Below are 20,627 nucleotides of genomic sequence, written 5' to 3'. Positions count from 1 at the left end.
GATTGGTCGATATGACCGAAATTGTTTTGGTAAAAATAATCGATAAGCGAGTCAATTTCAAGAGTTTTCAGTCCGATTAAGATCACATCATTATTGCACATAGACAAAGACCGGATGGTTTATCCTCTTAATAAATAATTTTTCATTTAAGAAATAAAATAATTTATTTTCAGTTCGATAATACATCGTCATATTCTATCCGAGGATTATTTGGTCAAAAATCTGAAAACACTTTTATTAGTTGAGGACGACGAACTACTTGCTATGACTGAGACTCGGTGGCTAAGTAAAGCGGGTTACAAAATCATCCACACCTCTACCGGTGAAAAAGCGATCGAATTTATTAATGCACAAAAAGACGAGATTGATCTTATCCTAATGGATATCAACCTTGGCAGTGGAATCGATGGAACCGAAGCCGCCCGTGAAATTTTACGCATGAATGATATTCCTCTACTATTTCTTTCTTCCCATACAGAAAAAGAAGTTGTTGAAAAAACCGAGAAGATAACATCGTATGGATACGTTGTAAAAGATTCAAAAGACGTTGTACTGTTAGCTTCCATTAATATGGCATTTAAACTTTTCAACGCGAATAAAGCGCTAAAAGCAAAAGAAGAAGATCTTTTGAAAAGCCAGACCAGATTGAAACGTGCCGAATTTATTTCGCAAGCTGGTAATTGGGAACTGCACTTAAAAAGCGGAACAGTCATCGCTTCCGAAGGTGCGTTAAGAGTCTATGGCTTTGGTAATCTGAAATTGAAAATATCTGATATTCAAAAATTGGTTCTGCCAGAATACCGGGAAGAGCTTAATACCGCTCTCCAAAATTTGATCGATCACGATGTGCAATACAATGTTAAATTTAAAATCAAGAAAGCAGACAGCGGTGAAATTGTTGACATCCATTCAACTGCTGAATATGATAAAAAAGAAAATGTTGTTTTCGGAGTTATAAAAGATATTACCCTTCATAAAATTGCGGAAGATGCCGTTAAATACGAACGCAACCTTTTAAGATTATTGATAGATAACATTCCCGACCAGATATTTTTCAAAGATTCTGGAAGCTTATACTTGCTTAATAATGCAGCGCACCTCCGCTCTATGGGCGCTCTCACACAATCAGAAGTAATTGGGAAAAATCCATTTGATTTCTTCCCAGAAGAATTAGCACAAGAATTTTGGAATGAAGAACTTGAGCTTCTTAAAACCGGAAAAGCAATTTATAACAAAGAAGAAGTAAGAGTAAACCAAGAAACATTAGAGAATGAATTCTACATTACAAATAAGATTCCGGTTTTAGGTCACGAAGGAAAAGTGAACGGAATTATAGGGATAAGCAGAAATATCACCAACATTAAAAAACATGAATTGGTTATTCAAGAAAATGAAGAGAAGTATAGACAGCTCTTTGAATCAGATTTGGATGCACTCTTTTTAATTGAAACCGAAACCGGAAAAATACTTGAAGCAAATAAAGCAGCATCTGCTCTTTACGGATATAGCCATGATGAATTGCTTATGCTTTCGGATATCGATCTTTCCGCTGAGCCTAGAAATACTAAAATGTTTAACGCCAGTAATGATTCAAAAAGACATTTAGAAATTCGAATAAATAAGAGAAAAGATGGTACCGCTTTTCCCGCCGAAATTGCCCGCAGTTCTTTTGATTTTGTGAACCGCAAAGTACATCTGGCCTCTGTTAGAGATATAACCGAGCGCAAAAAGGTTGAACAATTATTACTTGAAAGTGAACAGCGATGGAAATCAGCTATTGAAGGAAATAACCAAGGACTGTGGGATTGGAATTTGGTTTCAGACGAAGTTTATTACTCCCCTCTTTGGAAACAGATGCTTGGATATGAAGAGAAAGAAATTGAGAATAATTTAAATGCTTGGACTAATTTAGTTCATCCGGATGATCTACCTTATGTAATGAAGGAAGTAGAAAAACATGTCAGCGGTATTAGCCAAGTCTATATCTCTGAACATAGAGTAAAATGTAAGGACGGATCTTATAAATGGATCCTCGACCAAGGTAAAATCTTAAGCTATAACGAAAGCGGCAAACCGCTAAGAATGATCGGCACACACACGGATATATCAAACCGCAAAAAAACTGAAGAGCAATTATTCGAGATAAATGAAATATTCAGATTGTTCATTAAATATAATCCTCTCTATGTATTTATAAAAGATAGCGACATCAAACCGAATTATTTAAGCGACAATTATGAAAAAATGCTGAACCGTCCTTTGGATGAGATATTAGGAAAAACTATGGATGAGTTGTTCCCCTCCGAACTCTCTAAAAAAATGATAGAGGATGATAAACGAATTTTAAGCGAAGGAAATTATCGAGAGTTTATTGAAGAATTAGACGGTCGAACATATTCTTCAATTAAGTTTCCAATCTTTATTGATGGAGAACCAAAATATTTGGCTGGTTATACGATTGATATAACCGAACGCACAAAAATTGAAATGGAACTTGAGAATCAAAAAAGATTTTTTGAACAAATGTATCTGCAATCCGCCACAAGTACTCAGATATTAGATAAAGACGGCTGGTGCCTACGCATTAATCCTAAACTTACAGAACTATTCGGGGTTGAACCGGAACATATCGAAGGTCACATTTATAACATCTTTGAAGATGCCGAGATAAAAAGGAACGGGATTGATAAAATTTTGCGCAGAGTTTTTGATGAGCACAGAATTGAACAATGGGAAATCTATTTTGATATTGGTATAGCTGCAGATTCTCAAAATATAGAAGTGAAAGAAAGAAAAAAGAAATGGTATTCCAATACCGCAGCGCCGATAGTAGATGGTGAAGGGAATCTTCTCTACGTAGTTATTCAACATGAAGATATTACAAAACGTAAACTGGCAGAGGAACAATTAAAAGAATCTGAACAAATTTTTGCCGCAGCTTTTCATAACAGTTCGTCTTTGATTTCCCTCACAACTATGAAAGATGGAATTTATATCGATGTTAATGATACATTTTTAAAAATCTCGGGTTACTCGCGCGATGAAGTAATCGGCAATAGTTCCAAAAAATTAGGACTGTTTGAAAATCCTCAAGAACGAGACAGCATAACAGAAGAATTAATGAGAGACGGAAACATATCGGGGCGAGAATGTCGGTTCAGAATAAAATCCGGGAAAATCATAACAACAATCATTTCAAGTGCAATTATTAATATAAAAGGTGAAGCATGTTTACTTTCGACCGTAATTGATATATCGGAACGAAAAATGATGGAAGAAGGATTAAGAAAATTCAAGATGAGCATTGAGCGTTCTGAAGATGCAATATTTATCACCAATGAAAAAGGAGAAATTGAGTACGCCAACAGTTCATTCGAGAAAGTTTATGGTTTTAGTCCCAACGAAATAATTGGAAAAACACCAAGCATTTTAAAATCTGGACTTATACCACCAAGCGTTTATGAAGAATTCTGGTCGAGGTTATTATCAAACCAAGCGGTAATAGGAGAAATAAAGAACAAAAGAAAGGACGGGCGGGTAATAACGGTTGAGGGTTCGAATAATCCGATAATGAATGATAAGGGCGAGATCATTGGTTTTCTAGGAATTCACCGGGATATATCGGAGCGGAAACGCGATGAAGCAATACAAAAAGTTATTTACAACGTTACGGCAGCAGTTACAACTACAAAAAATGTTGAAGAGTTAATAAGTATCACCAGAGATCAATTAGGAACTCTGATGGATACAACTAATTTTTATATTGCTTTCTATGATGAAGCGACTGATATGCTTTGGACACCTTATGCTAAAGATGAGAAGGATGAGATAGCTACGTGGCCCGCAGAAAAATCTGTAACCGGTCTTGTTACGAAAAATAAGAGATCAATTATTGCGACCAGAGACGACGTATTAGCAATGGTCAAGGCTGGGCTCATAGAGATGATTGGGACTCCATCGGAAATATGGATCGGAGTTCCATTAAAGGTAGACGGGAAAGTAATAGGTGCAATTGTACTGCAAGATTATTATGACCCGAATGCATTCGACTCCAAAAGCATTGAAATTTTAGAATTTATTTCGGGACAGATTGGAATTTCTCTTCAACGAAAGCAAATTGAAAAGACTTTACAAGAGAAGCAGAACATTCTTTCCGAGGCACAGAGAATAGCACATATTGGGAGCTGGAATGCCGTTATAGAAAATGATAAGGTCTCCTGGTCAGATGAGACGTACAATGTTTTCGATGTTACTCCAGGGGTATTTGAACCATCTTTGAATTCAATATTAGAACTGATCCACCAAGATGATAGAAATCGTTTCAAAGAATCGATTGAAAAACAATTCAACGGAGAGAAGGAAAAAGGAGTTGAGTTCCGGGTCAAAGTTCGTGACAACTCAATGCGTTATTTAAGCCTTACCGGGGCACCTACTTTTGATGAAATAGGAGTTGTAAACGGAGCTATCGGTGCAGTTCAGGATATAACTGAACGAAAAGAATCCGAGGCACAGCTCCAAAGATATATGGAAGAACTTAAAGCCATCAGCGCAACTAAAGATAAATTCTTCTCGATTATTTCACATGACCTTAAAAATCCGTTTCATTCAATAAATAGTGCTCTAAAGATCATGATGAGTGAGCGTGAAAATATGCCTGAAGAAGAAAGAATAACATTCTTACAGGGGATTCTGAATACATCAAATAGAGCTTATCTTCTCCTTGAGAATTTATTGCTCTGGTCCAGAAATCAGATGGGTCAAATAGAATTTATGCCAGAGAAAATTCAGCTCTCCGAGATTATACTTGCTACAATCGGGTTAACTAAGAACAGTTCGTCTCTAAAGAATATTACACTTTGCCACAATGTAAGCGATGAGATATTTATCATAGCTGATAGGAATATGCTCGAAACTGTGCTTAGAAATTTATTGACCAATGCCATTAAATTTACAAATGAAAACGGTAAAATTGATATTTCAGCTAATGCGGTTGATAATCAATTTGTAGAAATCAGTATAGTTGATAATGGTATTGGCATTGAACCGGGAAACATTGAAAAACTTTTCAAAATTGATAAGCCATTTTCAACACAAGGGACGAAGAGCGAATCCGGTACCGGGTTGGGATTAATTCTCTGCAAAGATTTTATTGAAAGAAACGGCGGAAAAATTTGGGTTGAAAGTGAATTTGGAAAAGGAAGTAAATTTTCTTTTACCTTGCCAATCTTCACAGAAAATTAATTATTAATAAAACCGCCCCGAAATCACAAGGGCGGTTTTCAAAAGAGGAGTAAAATTTATAAACAATTTTACTTAAGAAGATTCATTTTTATTGTCTGAATATATTGTCCGGCTTGCATCCTTGCAAAGTAAACACCACTGGCAACTCTGCTGCCAAGTTCATTTGTACCATCCCATACTGCTTGAAAGGTACCATTATTAAATGATTCATGATCTACGATTGTTTTAATAACACTTCCTTTTATATCATAGATAGCCAAATGAACTTTATCATTCTGCGGAAGAGAAAATCGGAGAGTTGTACTAGGGTTAAACGGATTCGGATAGTTCTGGGATAATTGATAATTAGCAGGAATTTGCGATTCATGTGTAACAGAAGTTATTGCCCCATGCTCATTTCCGTGGCATTGTACGCAATTCATTTGTGTATTAACATCGTTAAAAAGAGCTGCGCCGTGACATGATTGGCACTGTGCAACTTTAGGATCGGTTACAAAAGTTGAAACAAATGTCTTAGCAAGTTTAGCATTTAAAAGTTCGGCAGTTTTTGCTGTAATATCGCCTGCAAGTCGCGCACATCTTTCTTTTCTTTCCGTATCACCAACTTTTTTCTTTGCAATTGTACACCATTGACTTACGGATGCATGGCACAGAACGCTACCGCTGACAGTTCCGACTAAAGCGTTATTATATTTTTTGTCCTGATATTTACCGTCAATTGCTGTTTGATTCGCTTTTTGAGTAGGCATTTCCGCAGCAGCAGCCCATCCCCAAATTTCATTTATCAATGCACCCGAATCAGCTTTTGATGTTACAAGACTGATTATTGCAGCAGCTCCATTGACAGCACCACATAATGTACCCCAACCATTTCCGCCGCCCCGTCCAAAAAGCATCACTTCCATCGGCATATTAGCCCATGGATCAGGCATTTTCTCTTTCAGCGCTTCCGTAAAAGCACCGAATACACCTGCGCAACAATCTTTATCAGAATAATATAAGTGATGCGCTTTTAGTCTTACATATTCCGGATCTAAAGCCAAATATGGCCAAGGCCATGTTGTTGCTTTATCATTTGCTAAAATTTTTCCGCCGGCTAAAATATCTAAGCCGGCAACTCCGATTACTGCACCAACAGCGTACTTTGACGAATTCGTCAAAAAATCTTTTCTTGTAATTTCATTTGCCATTTCTCTCTCCTTGATGTTGTTCGTTTATTTTTGAAGTTAGTATTTGAATGATTTGTTCTAAACGCATTTCATTTTGATTTACTTGATAGGCTTTTGTAAAATAGCTTAGAGATTGGTTAATATCGCAGTAGAGCCAGAGTATACCTAATTCAATAAATAATTCATATTGATTATATCTTTCAGCTTTCCCGCTTTCAATTTTAACTACAAGATCAGCACATGGGCAGTCTTCTTCTTCCGGTTTAGTATCAATAATGCAGTCAATATTTTCTTTGATCAAAGAAGTAAAAAGATCAAGAGCTTTGTCAATATTCTTGGTTTGCGTATAACAAATAATCAATCTCTTTTTTGCGCATAGGTTATTTGGGAATTTCTTGTAAGAATTTTCCAATTCTTGAAGTGCAAAAGAATAATTGCCGTTAAGAAAATGATAATTACCTAGCATTTCGCTCATACTTTTAGAAAGGCAAATTACTTGCCACGAATCACTTGGTAATAACCAATTATTGAGTTGATAAACGAAAGGTTTATAGTGTTCATAGAATTATGTGTTGCACTGGATGCAACACTTTCTCGTAAGGTATTATAATCAAATGATTTGAAGACTTAAAACATATTGTTGCAATGCAACACTTTAGTTATTGTTCGGGCCATCATTCTTAAGGTAACGCCAGAGAGTTGATCGATCTACACCAAGAATTTTTGCAACTGCAGTTTTATTCCATCTATTATCTTTTAAAAGTTGGATTAAGTCATCGTTGTCAATTTTACTGAGTGATCTCTTTGTTTTACCACCACAGTTAGTATCATTACTTTGTCTAACTGTCGGAGGCAAACAACAACGACAGATAGCATTTTCTTTTTTTGCCCTAATTACTCCGTACTCAATAATACTCTCAAGTTCGCGCACATTCCCCGGATATTCATAATTCATTATTGAGTCTAATGCCTCTTCTTCTATTTCGTGAATTTTTTTATTATAAATAATATTGTACTTTTTAATGAAGTGCTTTACTAAAAACAAAATATCATCTTTTCTTTCTCTCAATGGGGGAATTTCTACAGGTATTACATTTAGTCTAAAAAAAAGATCTTCTCTAAATTTCCCACTACTGATTGCATTTTTTATGTTGGAATTTGTTGCGGCAATAATTCTTACATCAACTTTCTTTGTAACGGATTCTCCCAATCTTTCAAATGTTCCTTCTTGAATGACTCTAAGCAATTGTGTCTGCATCTGAAGAGGCATTTCAGCTATTTCATCTAAAAAAATTGTCCCCTTATCGGCCAATTCAAATCTCCCAATTCGATCTTTTACAGCATCTGTGAAAGCACCTTTTACATGCCCGAATAATTCACTTGCCAGCATGTTGTGAGGAATAACAGCACAATTAACCTTTATGAATTTCTCATTCTTGCGGCGGCTGGTACTTTGAATTGCATTTGCAATCATTTCTTTGCCCGTTCCGGTTTCTCCTTGAATCAATACACTTACATCAGTATCCGCAATCTCATTAATCAGATTAAATATATCTATCATGCTTTTACTATGACCAACAATTCCATAAAAATTTGTAGTAGCAAGAAATTTTTCTATATCAATCAGTAAAGATGCGTCAAGAAATGAAACCACACCGCCTACCGGCTCATCTAAATTATTTTTTAGGACTGCAGCGTTCATCTTAAGAGGAATTGTTTTTCCATTAACACATGAAAATTTTGTCTCAAGATTAAATACGCTTTTTCCGGATTGTAAAGTTTTGGCTATAGGGCAGTCAGTGGAACAGAGTAACGTATTAAAAACAGTCTTACATGTTTTACCTATTACATTTTCTTTCTCAATTCCTAATATCCTTTCGGCAGCTCGATTGAAGAAATTAATTTTGAAATTTTTGTCAACGGTGAAAATTCCTTCAGCCAATGAATCTAATATTTCATTCTGAGTATTAGCTTCCATACTTTCCTTTATATTCAGACACTAATATCGATTGCTCTTAATTTGCTGCCTTAATTTACTAAATCTTATCATTTTTTCTACGAATAATTAATTTTTACATGAGGTCAATTAATGATTTTTCAGCAACATGTTATTTTTCCCTCTGGAAACAGGGAAGGACGGAATGTATCACATAATTATTATTTATAAAATAAAAAACCCTTGCAACTTATGTAGTTACAAGGGTTTGTATTGTGGGGGCTGATGGGTTCGAACCACCGACCCTCTGCTTGTAAGGGGGATGGATACTTTTCAAAAATATCTTTTACGAGCATTTTCGAATAACTACTATGGAAAGTACATAGGATTCTGGAGTCTAACATGTACCTTGTTAAACAACCAGAGAGATCACCCTACTATCAATTAATCTACCTGAGAGATGGAAAGTTATCTTCTAAATCAACAAAGTGTACAAAAAAAAAAGATGCTTTGAAATTCTTGAATAACTTCAAAGCAGATCCTGCAGAAGATATTCTAAGGGCTCCAATACTATTTTCTAAATTCAAAACTGAATACGAACAGTTTGTTCAGACTTCTTTTTCTAAAAGTTATCTGAGAAATGTTCGTTCATCACTTGCTCAATTCTTAAAGTATGCTGGTGATAAGCAGCTAGATGAAATTAGTTTACGTGTATTAGAAGCTTTCCTTCTCTTCATATTCAGCAGATCAAAGCACTCTGCATTTTTGTGTTATAGAAATCTAAGGGCTGCATTTAACAAAGCGATTGAATGGGATTACCTCGTTGATAATCCTTTCCGGAAATTTCGTTTTCCCAAACTACCAAAGGTTTACCCGGCTTTCATTTCTGATGTTGAGTTTGTAAAGATCCTAGAGAAGGTAAGAACAAATTTGTTGAAAGATGTATATGTAACTTTATTTCATACTGGCATGAGAGCTGGTGAATTAACAAATCTGAGATGGAATGATGTAGATCTTGAGAATAGAATAATCACGATTCGAAATACACTCGAGTTTTCAACTAAGGGAAAGAAAGACAGAATCATTCCGATAAACGATAAGTTGCTGGGGGTTCTACAGAAACATTTTCCAAAGATGATCAATTTGAATAAACCTCATTTTGTATTCGAAAGAATACCCGGCTTCAAACTTACGATCGATTACTTGAGCAAGCATTTCAAAAAAGCCGTACGCGCTGCAGAGATGAATGATCAGATCCACCTTCATACCTTGAGGCATTCTTTCGCAAGTAACTTAATTCAGAAAGGCGTTAGCTTGTATGTGATTAAGGAATTGCTGGGTCACGAGGATTTTAAAACAACACAAATATACAGTCACCTGCAGCATCAGAATCTAGCGGATGCTGTAAATTTATTAAATTAACTTAAGGAAGCTTATCCCCATTCTTTCGAAATCATTTATCAATAAATCTGGAGGAGTAATTATATGGACGAATTGATTCTAGTCGGTAAACGCAAAAGAGAATTTACACCCAGGATGAAGGAGATTATGAATCTATCCAGACCTGGTGTTAAAAACAAAGAGATAGCCGAACAGCTAGGTGTTTCGGTAAACAATATTAATGTAATGAAAACAAAAATTAACAAGAGATTGAGATTGCAGAAAGGACTTGCCAAATTGAAGTAGTAAACTGATAACGAAATTCAATAGTTCGATCTGATAGTTCATCGAATATGATCCGCCAATCAGTATAAGAAGAAACAATTATGTACATTACTTCCAACAAAATAATAGGGGTAGTTATGAAAAAGTATTTACTTTTAATTTTTCTTTCTGGATTACTGTCATTATCGTTCGCTCAACAACAACCCATATCAAAAGAAGAACCGAAAACAAAACTTGAAAAATTTATAAGTAAAGAAGGAAATCTAATAATCAAAGAAGTTCTAGAATCACAAACACTTAAAGGAAATTTGTCAACACAAATAACATTTAAAAGCATGAAAATTTCTCAACCAGGGCAAGAGACTAATACAATAAAAGGGATAAAAATTGGGATTGCAGAGCTTTCCAGGTCTCGTAGTGAAACGATCGCTTTTTTAGATATAGATGAAATAGAAAGTTTAATTAAAGCAGTTGATTATATAATTGAATCGGGTATAAAATTAAAAGCTGAAAAGAAATATATTGAAGTAATTTTCAAAACACGCGGAGATTTCGAACTTGGCATCTTCATAAAAGAAGATGGAGAGACAACGCTTTTCGCAAATATCAATAAATATCCTTATCCATCATACTATGCGGATCTAGAAGATATTAATCAAATCAAAACGATTCTTTCTTCTTTGTCAAAAACTTTATTATAAAAAGAAACAGTTATAGAATTATTCGGTTTATCTTGAAAAGATTGATTAAACGTAACTTCTACTTGTCACACCCTCAGCCTAAAGATTTTTCTTGAATGAAATCGTTCTTATTGCTATGTTGTGAGTGACAGAATTCCAAAAGCGGGCCCCTTCACGTAAGAAAGGATTTTTTATTTTAAATGATACATCAAAACAGAAATATAATATGTCTCGAGATCCCGGTATCCGTGAGGACCGGAAGGCTTCTTTTGGAGCCTTGTCAATCTCGAGACTTTTTTATTGACTAAATCCAAAAGGAGTAAGTATGGCAACTCAAAAATCTAAACCAGTCGCAGATCTATTCAGAATAAGATTTCAAAACAATGTTGGTGATAGCGATTCAGAAACTATCGAGAAAAAAGTTGAAGGGACTGTCTCTTCATTCGATTTAGCACATATCAATGAGTACCTAGGAAAAATTATCGACATTACACCGTTAAGACCAGGTAGTGGATGGACAATATTTGGATGCATTCATAAAGCACAATTTATTTTACAAATACTTGAGGAACATTTTTCTTTCGATCTGCATAAGGAACTAGAAGTCGAGGAAGATAATCATGAATTGTATGATGCGATTAACACACTCGATAGTGTTATTGATCAGTTGAATATTGCTAAGGAAGAATTACAAATGCATTTGAGCTATACTGAAGCAAAGGAAAATGAACCAGATTAGATTAATTTAATACACCCTCAGCAATGGTGATAATTGCTGAGGGTGAATATTTGAATCATTTAATAAACGGCGACTTAGATGGATTCTAAACAAGATATTTATGAATTCTTTTTTGGTATTCGAGAAGCAAACACAAAGCGTATCAAGGGCTATCGAAATACTACAATTGAACTGGAAAATAAAATTTTTGATTTAGTATTCGAAAAGCTTTACCTCCACTTGGTCTATTTTTTTAAAAATAATCCTTCATTAAAATGCGATTTTGATAATGAGACAATTGAAGAGGGTAGCTATAAATTCAGAATATATTTATCAATAAGAGATAGAATAATTTCCTTTATTGAATCGAAAATGCCACCACAAATTGAAAGCTCTACTATCTACACAATTAATTATTATTCGCTGAATCCAGAAAACGGCTTCGGTATACAAAAACAAAAACATGCTGAGATTAAACCTGCCAGTAAATCACTTTACAACAAATCAATTGATATCTATTTGATTGATGTTAAAGAATTACTAAATGAAATTGATTTAAAACATCTTTCCTTTATTGAAGATATCTCAAATCATTTGGATAGTGTTGCTAAGATGAAAAACATTCCAAAAGTAAATGAACATATAATAATTAAAAAAGCTCGTGATCTGTACAAGCAAAAAACGAAGAGTAAGAAAAAGAAGGACAATAAATATTCTAGAAGAGAAGCATTGATTGAAGCGAATGAAATTGAAGGGTATCTATTTAAGGAGATTGAAATTTCTACAATAAAACATCGTAAAGAAGAAAAACTATTGTACCTGGAGAGTAAAAAGTTTACAAAATCGTTAGAGGATAAATGGGATATTCGTTTTGAAGTTGAAGAGAAAAACAAGATGAAAGAAAGAAGCGATAAAAAGAAAGGGGGTACAAATAGGTTTTAATTTACTCTGAATTGCCATACAAGCAAATTGCCGACGTAATAAATGGTTGAATGTTAGAAGAAATAGTATAACAACCATTTGAATTATTTATCTCGGCGACACAATAAGATTTTGATTTACTTAATGGAAAGCCGTTCTCATGAATTCGCGGAGTCGCCGCCGCGAAGAATGAAGCGGCTTTCCCTTTATAAGGAGTTCCATCATGATCAACAAGGCAAATGTTGCGAAACCTCCAAAGCTCACAAAATCAGAAATGCTGTGGGCAAATCTATTCCAAACAAAACTCAAAAATTCAATTACAGTTGGAGGACTAATCACTCAATTACAATCCTATCCAGCTGATGTAAAGATTTATTTCAGCGGTTTGGATTACTCCCGAATGAAGCAACGCGGGGAATTCGTGCAGATGGAATTTGGACAGCAAGTATATCTGAACAAAAGACGCAAAATAGTTATCGAAGAGATCCGTGAGGGACAATCATGAAAAATATAACCGAACTTGGAGAACCATTAAGATCCGCAATAGTGATTTTGAATGACCTCCAAATACAGATTGCAGAAATGCCCAAGCCAGAGAACCGGAAAGAAGACCTCCTAAGAGAAATGGCCCACCTAAACGTTTGTGCAGCTACTAATGCCCTCCTTGGTGTGAACATGCTTCTAGTTAATCTGGATACCACTGATGAAGCAATCCTTCAGTTTGCAGTTGATTCGACGAAGGAAGTACTTAATAAACTTAAACAACAATCTTGAGGTACAAATGGCACGCGAGTTAAAAATGACCGATCAGAACAAAATTATTGTGTTTGATAAACTGACCGGCACCCGGCTGGAAATATACTACAGCACAATAACCTCTACCGATCGAATAAAGTATAAGAGTGAAATTCTAAATGTGTTGACAAAATCACACGACCTGGAAGAATCAATTAACCTTCAGCTTATATGGGCTGAGAAGAAAATTACTGGCTTCAGGAAAGGCGATTTTACTCTTGATGGGAAACAGATCTCATCGAACTCTGAAGATGTTGATTATTACCAAGGTTGGTTTGCTGTTCTGAAGGAAACCGCAACGGATATTCTATTGAGCATTATAGACACAATCCTTGGTGAGCCAAGCTATGTATTGAGGAGTGATCCATCCCCTTTTCTTTCAGAAAAGAGCTGATTCACTTTTACGGGAATCAATATCCGGAGACCTGGGAAGAGTGCCTTAAACGTCATGGTAATAATGAAAGTGAAGCCAAGGCAATTTGGAAAAGTTATGAAAGAAATTTCGATAAAGATTATAAACCCGATGCAAGATTATTATTTGCGTTCGAAATGTTGGAACTCCAGCAAGCTGGATTTCCCTTTGATAAAAACGATATCACACTAGAGCAATGGAAATACATTGCAGAGTTAAAATCAGCTATGAATGAATATACTTACAAACAATCACAAAAAAATTAGCATGAATGATTCTTCCCAAATAATGCTAAGCAACAAGAAAGCTGAAGGTGATCTGCTACGGCTTATTCAACGAATTGTTGAGCAAGCTATTAAGGAACAGTATACAATCAATTACGATAACGATAAATTGCTTTGCACCCTTTGCTCTGATTTTAAAAAATATCTAAATGATTTCGGCTACTCATCCAAATATCAATCATCCGTAAAAGCAACCCTCAACAAAGCTGAGTTTCTTTTTGGTCCCGAGAAAAAGATCCACGAAATAACATCCAAGGAAATTGAAGAATTCATTCAGTTTTGTAGACGTAAAGCACCGGCCGGTTATAAAGTTGATTTCAGAAATATAAGAACTCTTTTTTCAAAGGCGATAAGCTGGAACTTAATTAAGGAAAATCCATGTAAACTAGTGAAGCTACCCAAAGAGCAGCAGCAACGCCGTGAGTATCTAACCCTCAGCGAACTTCAAACCGTTCTAACATTCATTCGATTGCAAGTACTCAAAGATATTTATCTGTTCGCCTTCCAAACTGCATTGCGATTAAGTGAACTTCTAAATCTAAGATGGAGTGATGTTTCAATTAACGATGGAATTATCACGGTTGGGAGTGAGAGCTTCCGGACAAAATCAAGAAAAATTAGAACTATCCCTTTAAGCAGCGAAGCAATCGAAATACTAAAGAGAAGATTCCCCAAATACATTAATCCAGTGGATGATTTTGTTTTCACAAAGAAAGAAGGAAAACAATACTCGGCTAATTTTGTTAGTAAAAATTTTAAGCGTGCTCTCCGGAGTGCCGGTATATCAGAGAATGTATGCTTTCACAGTTTGCGTCATTCTTCCATAAGTCATGCTTTGAATAATGGAGCTCCCCTGTCAGCAGTAAAAGACTTTGCCGGGCATTCAAGTATTCAGACCACTCAGAATTATTTGCACACAAACATGGATGATCTGAGAAAGGTATCTCAAACATTCAATAAAGCATCTCAGACGTTAAGTATTGCCGTGGGTGATAAATGAATCGAGCAAGTGAAAGAAACAGCGTGGGATCTAGCTTACAACGCAAAATAGGATATAAATTTATTATAGCTGAGGGTAATCATGCCTGATGTTAGTTGGATAATAATTAAAGCAGATTTTACAGATAACCGTAAATTCATTTTACTCGAGTACGAGAATCCTAAACATCGTGATCTAGCAATAGCCGTATGGGTAAAACTTTTAACAATGGCAGCGCGTTTAAATGGATTCATTTGTTATGATGAGGACACACCTTACACACTTCAGAAGCTCTCAGTGTTGTTAAAAAGGAAACCAAAGCAGATAGAAATTGCATTAGATCTTCTAAAAAAATACAATTTGATTGAGGTAGATGAAAAGTTTTTAATAAAAATACACGGATGGGATAAACATCAGAACACTGAAGGCATTGAAAAGATTAGAGAAGCAGTACGCGAGCGTGTAAGAAAATGCAGATTAGGAAAGAAAAACAAAGAATTGGATGTTACTTGCGATGTTACTGTAACACCCGGTAACGCTCAAAATATATTAAAGACTAAAGAAAATAAAATAGAAGAAGAGATTAAAGAAAAAGAGAACAAAGAACTGCGGCTGTTTAACAAGAAAATGAAAATCTTATCTCAATGCAAAGATGAGATCTCTAGCAAAGATTACACCGAACTTAAAAAGCTTTTAGATAGAGGGAGCTTCAAAGAATTTGATAAGATGTATATGAAGCTGGCCGCAAAGATAGAGAACAAAAAAAAGAAATGATTTAGGAAACACTGATATGATTTCAATTCAACATAACATAAATGATGCGATCAAAGAGTTCAAGAGATTGCAGCAGAATACAATTAAGGCTGAGGTATCTGCAAACAAAAAGATTGCACAGCAGGCGCGAACTGAAATTGTTAAGAATGCGCGCGCTCGTTATAACATTAAGGCAAGTGATGCAAAGGACGGTGTTGAAGTAAAGCATGGATCCAGTAACAATCCAACTTCACGAATTGAATTCTCAACTAAACCAATTCCTTTATTTCAATTCGGGGCACGACAAACGAAACCTGGTGCATCGGTTATGATCATCAAAGGTAGACGTGCTGTCATTAGGAGATCATTCATTCCTACACTAAGCAGCACTTATGAGAATGTTTTTGTTCGTCAATCAATTGGTGGAAAACTTGTACCTCGTTTGCCGATTAGAAAACTTTACGGTCCTTCACCAGCAAAGATGATGTTCAATCATAATGCTATGACCTCAGCATTGGCATTCATTACCTCTAAGTGGGAAAATATTTATCTCCACGAACTTGAGTACTACAATGGGAAATAAAGGTTACATCCCTATAGAATTTCGGGTCCTTTGTCGACCTTTTCCACATACGGTTGCCACGGACGCCTCGAATTTGCACTCTGACCGGAGTCGGGAAAAACGAGTTTCCATTTCCACTAACATAATAATTTCAGATGAATGTAAACACAACACACTTAGCGAAAATACTTGGAATAACAAGGCAATATGTTAATCAGCTTGTTGCAAAGGAAGGGTTTCCAAAAGCCGCTCGTGGAAAGTACGAGCTTGAAAAAGCTGTTAAGTGGTATATAAATTTTATTAAAAGTGAAACTGTAGATAAATACAAAGAGAAACTTCAGAGATATGAGAATGATGATTCACAACAACGGCTCAGTAGTTATCGCGCTGATGGTGCTTTATTGGATCTGCTCGAACGCCAGGATAAACTCGTTCCAACTGATGAGGTGCTCAATACTTGGAAGAATGAAATCACAATTCTTAAACAAAAGCTGTTCAGCATTCCGAGCAAAGTTTCTCATAAATGTTTATCTGCTCAATCCAAAAATGAGATCAACGAAATACTTAATCAGTCTTTAAATGAAGCTTTAGAATATTATGCAAATGGATCAATCAACATACCCTCAGCCAGTACCGTTAGAAACAATTCAGAGAAATCTGTTTTGGCTGGTAAGCGAACTGAGAACATTCATCAGACCAAAGCCCCGGCAAAACGTAAGTGAGTGGGCTTTAAAGAATCGCTATCTCTCTCCGGAAGATTGTGAGAAACCCGGACCGTGGAAAGATGAAGGGTTTGAATATCTTAATGGATTTATGGATGCTTTTAATGATCCCCTAGTTCAGTATATCAGTGTAATGAAATCTGCTCAAACTGCATTCACACAAGGTGCATTAAATTTGATCGGTTACATTATTGATGTTCAACCTGGCCCGATCTTAGTCGCATATCCAACAGAAAGCGGTGTTAAAAAATTCTCAAAGAGGAAGTTATACCCGATGCTGAGGGATACAGCAACACTTCACCATAAAGTTTCTGATTCTCGAAAACGTGAAGGTGATAATGCAATTTTAGAGAAATCTTTCCCGGGTGGATTTATTTCCATGATCGGGACCAACTCACCAAATGCACTTTCATCTCAAAGCGTACAATACCTTTTCCTAGATGAACTTGATAGAATTCCTTTTGAAGCTGGATTCGAAGGCGATACGGTGAAAGTATTACAGAAACGTCAACAAGGTTTTTCTAATTTCAAATGCATTCAGATCTCAACGCCCACCTTCAAAGGTATCAGCAGAATTGAAGATGCATTTATCAACTCTGATCAGAGATATTATTTCGCTCCATGTCCACAATGTAATCACTTCCAGACATTACGTTTTGAAAACTTGAAGGGATGGCGAATAGAGAAAGGTGTTTATGAAATTGAAAAAACTTTCTATGAGTGTGAAAATTGCAAAGCGGAACTTCATGAACGTGATAAGTATTACATGGTCTCTCATGGTGAATGGAGAAAAACAAAACCAGAGATTATTTCTCATGCTGGTTTTTTTATGAATGAACTTTACTCATCACTCTCAACCTGGGAAAATGTTGTTAAACAATTCATCGATTCAAAAGAGAATCAACTCAAATTGAGAAGCTTTAAAAATCTTGTACTTGGTGAAGTTTGGGAAGATCAAACAACAAAGGACATGGATTCAAATTACTTAATGAAGCGTTGTGAGAATTATGGTCCGGAACTTCCGGAAGATGTTATAATATTAACGGCCGGTGTTGATGTTCAAGATGACCGCTTAGAAATGATCGTGAAAGGATGGGGCTTACACGAAGAGAGCTGGTTGATTGATTATAAAATACTTCGCGGAGATCCTTCAACAAGTAAACTTTGGAACGATTTAGATATTGCGTTGGGCAAAACTTACCAACATGCCTTTGGTGTTCCTCTGCTACTTGCAGCTGTATGTATCGATGCAATGGGACACTTCACGCAACAAGTTTACAATTTCACTAGTGCAGCTTCACGTAAGAACAGAAGAATCTATGCTGTATACGGTCGATCGGGTGATAATATGCCGATCATTAATTTCCATCCTTCGAAAACTAGAAAAGGTGATTCATTCGCTGTGGGTGTTGATACTGCAAAAGAATTAATTTTTTCGCGTTTATCGATTACTGAGTTTGGCCCGGGTTACATGCACTTCCCTTTTGAAATTGGAATTGATAAACAAACTGAAAAAGGTATTTCACTTGATAAAGAATATTTCGAACAATTGACGAGTGAAAAACTGGTCACTGTTTATGATAAAGGATTACCTAAAAGAACCTGGAAGAAATTACGTGCACGCAATGAAGCACTTGATATTGAAGTCTATTCGACAGCAGCTTTTTATACACTTCAATATGATGAGAATCTATTAATCAAAATACGCCATAGGATAAAAGAAATTGCTGAAGAGTCAAAAAATCCTACTCAGCCGGTTCAAAAAACTGATGAATCAATTGTTAGAAAAAAGAATTGGGCGAATGACTGGCGATGAATCATTTATCGTAACCCTCAGCATTTGAAGTGTAAGAAAGAATTGAAACATAAATCAGAGGTAAATCATGAACTCAAGTAATGTTGTAACTCTAATCATCGATGGCAAAAATAAAGCCGTCACTGCTGTGAAGGACGCAATTGGAAACCTTACAGAACTTGATAATGCTGCTAAAAAAAGCAATTCAAATATGGGTTCCATTTTTGACTCGGTCTCTTCTATAGCTGCTATCGCTGGTATTGGTTTAACAGCTGGTGCACTTTTTTCATTTGGAAAAGATGCTGTAATTGCATCTGCAAGGTTAGGTGTATTGCGTGATAATTTTAAGGGGACTACACAAGATATTGAATTGTTCCAAAGAGCTACAGCTGGAACAGTAACTGAAGCAAACCTACTCAAACTATCCAATCAAGCAACTGATCTCGGTTTAACAATGAAAGAGCAAGCTATTCTAATGAGTCTTGCAGAAGATGCTGCTGATAAATATGGCGGCGGTGTTGAAGAAAATTTTCAAAGAGTTCTTAAAGCATCTGAAGGTGGAACGAAAGGTTTGAAGGATCTCGGTATTCAGAAAGCCATATATGATGAAATAGTAAAAAGCTATTTAAATGATTATGGAGTTAAGAATTTAAATCAGCTTGATGCTGAAACTCAGAAGTGGCTTCAAGTCGAAGCAATGATTAAAGCAACTGGCGTTACACTAGATGACGTTGCAAAGAAATTGCCAGATGCAGCTGATAAAATTGAAGCTATAGGAGTAAAATGGGATAAATTTAAAAACAAATCCGGCGAAGTTCTTTTACCAGTTCTTGGATCTATAATCGGCACAATAATAGATCTAGATGACTGGGCTATAAAAGCAGGTAACGATTTGGACCGTATATTGGGAATCAAAGGATTTTTAGGAAATGGTGATCAGACTAAGCCGCAGGATAATACACAAAACCAAGCCGATTTAGAAAATGCATTAAGCTATCACACCTATGTTGATAAGAATGGAAAACTTATTCGTGACGAAATTAAGAAAGTTGCCAATTTTAGTGCAGATGAAATTGAGGCTCAATCTAAAAAAGTTCAAGATGCACTTGATAAAGTAAAAAAGAAAGCAGAGGATATTAAGAAAGCTTCAGATCTGATAACATTTGAAAATAGTTTGATTGGTTTAGATGATGTTGATCGCGAACTCATGCAGCTATTAAAGCAAGCAGAAGATTGGAAGAATCAAGGCATTGATATATCACTTGTTAATGAAACTACCCTCTTAAGAAGTGATGATCTTATAAGAAAAGCTTTGGCAGCAAAACTAAAGGCACGCGAGGATTCAGACGTTCAAGAACAGAGATTGCGTGATAAGGAATATGATGCTGAATTGGATCAGGCTAATCGGCTGGTTGATCTTTACATTGATAGTGAGGACAAAAAATATTGGGCCGCTAAAGCAAGAGTAGAAAAAGAAAAATCGGAAAGAGCTGAACAATTTAATTTGGTCGCTGAAATGTTTGGGAATATGGCTGGTGTAGCTCAAATGTTCTATGATCAGAGTGGGCAACAAAGCCAGGCCGCTTTTAATGCATATAAACTTTTCGCAATTGCACAGGGTACAACTGCTGGAATTTTAGCAACAATAGAAACTTTTGAATCGGTTACAAAATATTTCGGACCGGTAGCCGGTTATATTGCTGCCGCTGCCGCTGGTGCATTTGCACTTTCAAACATTAATAGAATTGCAAACATGAAACTTGGTGGTGGCGCTGCGGGTGGTGGTGGTGGTTATTCTTCTCCCTCAGCTGCTCAGAGTTATTCAAATTCCAGCTCAACAACAAATAACAATAGCAACATTAAAAACATACATATAACGATTCATTCTGTAGGTGGTTTTGGAAGCAGTACCGATAAGCTAGTTCGTGATGAATTAGCACCTGCAATTCAAAAAGCTATCAACGATGGAATAATTGATTTTAATTAGGAGTTATA

At 35.8% G+C, this 20,627-nt stretch carries 18 protein-coding genes; 15 read left to right on the top strand and 3 right to left on the bottom strand.

Features of this window, described 5'->3' with window-relative positions; all coding sequences use genetic code 11:
- Nucleotides 1-210: 210 nt before the first annotated feature.
- A complete protein-coding gene (locus NTX65_03265) occupies nt 211-5,241 on the top strand; it encodes a PAS domain S-box protein (GenBank protein MCX6168332.1) in 5,031 nt (1,676 codons plus the stop codon).
- A gap of 68 nt (nt 5,242-5,309) precedes the next feature.
- Here the strand turns inward: NTX65_03265 and NTX65_03260 are convergent, their stop codons facing one another.
- The 3 genes from NTX65_03260 to NTX65_03250 all read right to left on the bottom strand — a co-directional run bounded on the left by NTX65_03260 (nt 5,310) and on the right by NTX65_03250 (nt 8,388).
- Nucleotides 5,310-6,431 carry a C-GCAxxG-C-C family protein gene (locus tag NTX65_03260; protein ID MCX6168331.1) on the bottom strand — a complete coding sequence of 374 codons (1,122 nt, stop codon included), beginning with the start codon at nt 6,429-6,431 and terminating at the stop codon, nt 5,310-5,312.
- Nucleotides 6,421-6,876, bottom strand: a complete 456-nt coding sequence (locus NTX65_03255) for a tetratricopeptide repeat protein (GenBank protein MCX6168330.1) — start codon at nt 6,874-6,876, stop codon at nt 6,421-6,423. Before NTX65_03255 ends, NTX65_03260 begins: the two co-directional genes overlap by 11 nt.
- Nucleotides 6,877-7,065: 189 nt before the next feature.
- Nucleotides 7,066-8,388 carry a sigma 54-interacting transcriptional regulator gene (locus tag NTX65_03250; protein MCX6168329.1) on the bottom strand — a complete coding sequence of 441 codons (1,323 nt, stop codon included), beginning with the start codon at nt 8,386-8,388 and terminating at the stop codon, nt 7,066-7,068.
- Between the two features lie 360 nt (nt 8,389-8,748).
- Here NTX65_03250 and NTX65_03245 point away from each other — a divergent pair, with 360 nt between their 5' ends.
- From NTX65_03245 to NTX65_03180, 14 genes are all read left to right on the top strand, one after another.
- Entirely contained in the window at nt 8,749-9,768 is a 1,020-nt protein-coding gene (locus NTX65_03245; protein ID MCX6168328.1) for a tyrosine-type recombinase/integrase, read from the top strand.
- A gap of 63 nt (nt 9,769-9,831) precedes the next feature.
- Nucleotides 9,832-10,032, top strand: coding sequence for a LuxR C-terminal-related transcriptional regulator (locus NTX65_03240; protein MCX6168327.1), 201 nt, complete (start codon nt 9,832-9,834; stop codon nt 10,030-10,032).
- A 116-nt stretch (nt 10,033-10,148) separates the two neighbouring features.
- Nucleotides 10,149-10,712 (top strand): hypothetical protein, encoded by a 564-nt coding sequence (locus NTX65_03235; GenBank protein ID MCX6168326.1) that lies wholly within the window; start codon nt 10,149-10,151, stop codon nt 10,710-10,712.
- Between the two features lie 304 nt (nt 10,713-11,016).
- Complete coding sequence (locus NTX65_03230) at nt 11,017-11,430, top strand: hypothetical protein (protein ID MCX6168325.1); 414 nt, start codon at nt 11,017-11,019, stop codon at nt 11,428-11,430.
- A 78-nt stretch (nt 11,431-11,508) separates the two neighbouring features.
- A complete protein-coding gene (locus NTX65_03225; GenBank protein ID MCX6168324.1) occupies nt 11,509-12,351 on the top strand; it encodes a hypothetical protein in 843 nt (280 codons plus the stop codon).
- A gap of 202 nt (nt 12,352-12,553) precedes the next feature.
- Nucleotides 12,554-12,835: a hypothetical protein gene (locus tag NTX65_03220; protein ID MCX6168323.1), complete on the top strand. Its 282-nt coding sequence runs from the start codon at nt 12,554-12,556 to the stop codon at nt 12,833-12,835.
- Nucleotides 12,832-13,104, top strand: a complete 273-nt coding sequence (locus NTX65_03215; protein ID MCX6168322.1) for a hypothetical protein — start codon at nt 12,832-12,834, stop codon at nt 13,102-13,104. The genes NTX65_03220 and NTX65_03215 overlap by 4 nt, the downstream gene beginning before the upstream one ends.
- Before the next feature lie 7 nt (nt 13,105-13,111).
- Nucleotides 13,112-13,519: a hypothetical protein gene (locus NTX65_03210; GenBank protein ID MCX6168321.1), complete on the top strand. Its 408-nt coding sequence runs from the start codon at nt 13,112-13,114 to the stop codon at nt 13,517-13,519.
- A gap of 249 nt (nt 13,520-13,768) precedes the next feature.
- Nucleotides 13,769-14,821 (top strand): tyrosine-type recombinase/integrase, encoded by a 1,053-nt coding sequence (locus NTX65_03205; protein MCX6168320.1) that lies wholly within the window; start codon nt 13,769-13,771, stop codon nt 14,819-14,821.
- A gap of 81 nt (nt 14,822-14,902) precedes the next feature.
- Nucleotides 14,903-15,574, top strand: coding sequence for a phage replisome organizer N-terminal domain-containing protein (locus NTX65_03200; GenBank protein MCX6168319.1), 672 nt, complete (start codon nt 14,903-14,905; stop codon nt 15,572-15,574).
- Between the two features lie 16 nt (nt 15,575-15,590).
- On the top strand, nt 15,591-16,136 hold the full coding sequence (locus tag NTX65_03195) for a phage tail protein (protein ID MCX6168318.1): 546 nt from the start codon (nt 15,591-15,593) through the stop codon (nt 16,134-16,136).
- Nucleotides 16,137-16,270: 134 nt separating this feature from the next.
- Complete coding sequence (locus NTX65_03190; GenBank protein MCX6168317.1) at nt 16,271-16,837, top strand: hypothetical protein; 567 nt, start codon at nt 16,271-16,273, stop codon at nt 16,835-16,837.
- Entirely contained in the window at nt 16,719-18,653 is a 1,935-nt protein-coding gene (locus tag NTX65_03185) for a phage terminase large subunit family protein (protein ID MCX6168316.1), read from the top strand. The genes NTX65_03190 and NTX65_03185 overlap by 119 nt, the downstream gene beginning before the upstream one ends.
- A gap of 67 nt (nt 18,654-18,720) precedes the next feature.
- Nucleotides 18,721-20,619: a hypothetical protein gene (locus NTX65_03180; protein MCX6168315.1), complete on the top strand. Its 1,899-nt coding sequence runs from the start codon at nt 18,721-18,723 to the stop codon at nt 20,617-20,619.
- The last annotated feature ends 8 nt before the right edge of the window (nt 20,620-20,627 follow it).

The organism is Ignavibacteriales bacterium, assembly GCA_026390795.1.
Classification (GTDB): Bacteria; Bacteroidota; Ignavibacteria; order Ignavibacteriales; family Melioribacteraceae; genus Fen-1258.
The sequence above is the reverse complement of the archived record's forward strand: the minus strand, read 5'-3'. Positions and strand labels throughout refer to the sequence as shown.

Bases quoted from the DNA above. Each gene is read 5' to 3' on its own strand.
- NTX65_03260 (MCX6168331.1), bottom strand. From the start codon at position 6,431: ATGGCAAATGAAATTACAAGAAAAGATTTTTTGACGAATTCGTCAAAG.
- NTX65_03255 (MCX6168330.1), bottom strand. From the start codon at position 6,876: ATGCTAGGTAATTATCATTTTCTTAACGGCAATTATTCTTTTGCACTT.
- NTX65_03250 (MCX6168329.1), bottom strand. From the start codon at position 8,388: ATGGAAGCTAATACTCAGAATGAAATATTAGATTCATTGGCTGAAGGA.
- NTX65_03245 (MCX6168328.1), top strand. From the start codon at position 8,749: ATGTACCTTGTTAAACAACCAGAGAGATCACCCTACTATCAATTAATC.
- NTX65_03240 (MCX6168327.1), top strand. From the start codon at position 9,832: ATGGACGAATTGATTCTAGTCGGTAAACGCAAAAGAGAATTTACACCC.
- NTX65_03235 (MCX6168326.1), top strand. From the start codon at position 10,149: ATGAAAAAGTATTTACTTTTAATTTTTCTTTCTGGATTACTGTCATTA.
- NTX65_03230 (MCX6168325.1), top strand. From the start codon at position 11,017: ATGGCAACTCAAAAATCTAAACCAGTCGCAGATCTATTCAGAATAAGA.
- NTX65_03225 (MCX6168324.1), top strand. From the start codon at position 11,509: ATGGATTCTAAACAAGATATTTATGAATTCTTTTTTGGTATTCGAGAA.
- NTX65_03220 (MCX6168323.1), top strand. From the start codon at position 12,554: ATGATCAACAAGGCAAATGTTGCGAAACCTCCAAAGCTCACAAAATCA.
- NTX65_03215 (MCX6168322.1), top strand. From the start codon at position 12,832: ATGAAAAATATAACCGAACTTGGAGAACCATTAAGATCCGCAATAGTG.
- NTX65_03210 (MCX6168321.1), top strand. From the start codon at position 13,112: ATGGCACGCGAGTTAAAAATGACCGATCAGAACAAAATTATTGTGTTT.
- NTX65_03205 (MCX6168320.1), top strand. From the start codon at position 13,769: ATGAATATACTTACAAACAATCACAAAAAAATTAGCATGAATGATTCT.
- NTX65_03200 (MCX6168319.1), top strand. From the start codon at position 14,903: ATGCCTGATGTTAGTTGGATAATAATTAAAGCAGATTTTACAGATAAC.
- NTX65_03195 (MCX6168318.1), top strand. From the start codon at position 15,591: ATGATTTCAATTCAACATAACATAAATGATGCGATCAAAGAGTTCAAG.
- NTX65_03190 (MCX6168317.1), top strand. From the start codon at position 16,271: ATGAATGTAAACACAACACACTTAGCGAAAATACTTGGAATAACAAGG.
- NTX65_03185 (MCX6168316.1), top strand. From the start codon at position 16,719: ATGGATCAATCAACATACCCTCAGCCAGTACCGTTAGAAACAATTCAG.
- NTX65_03180 (MCX6168315.1), top strand. From the start codon at position 18,721: ATGAACTCAAGTAATGTTGTAACTCTAATCATCGATGGCAAAAATAAA.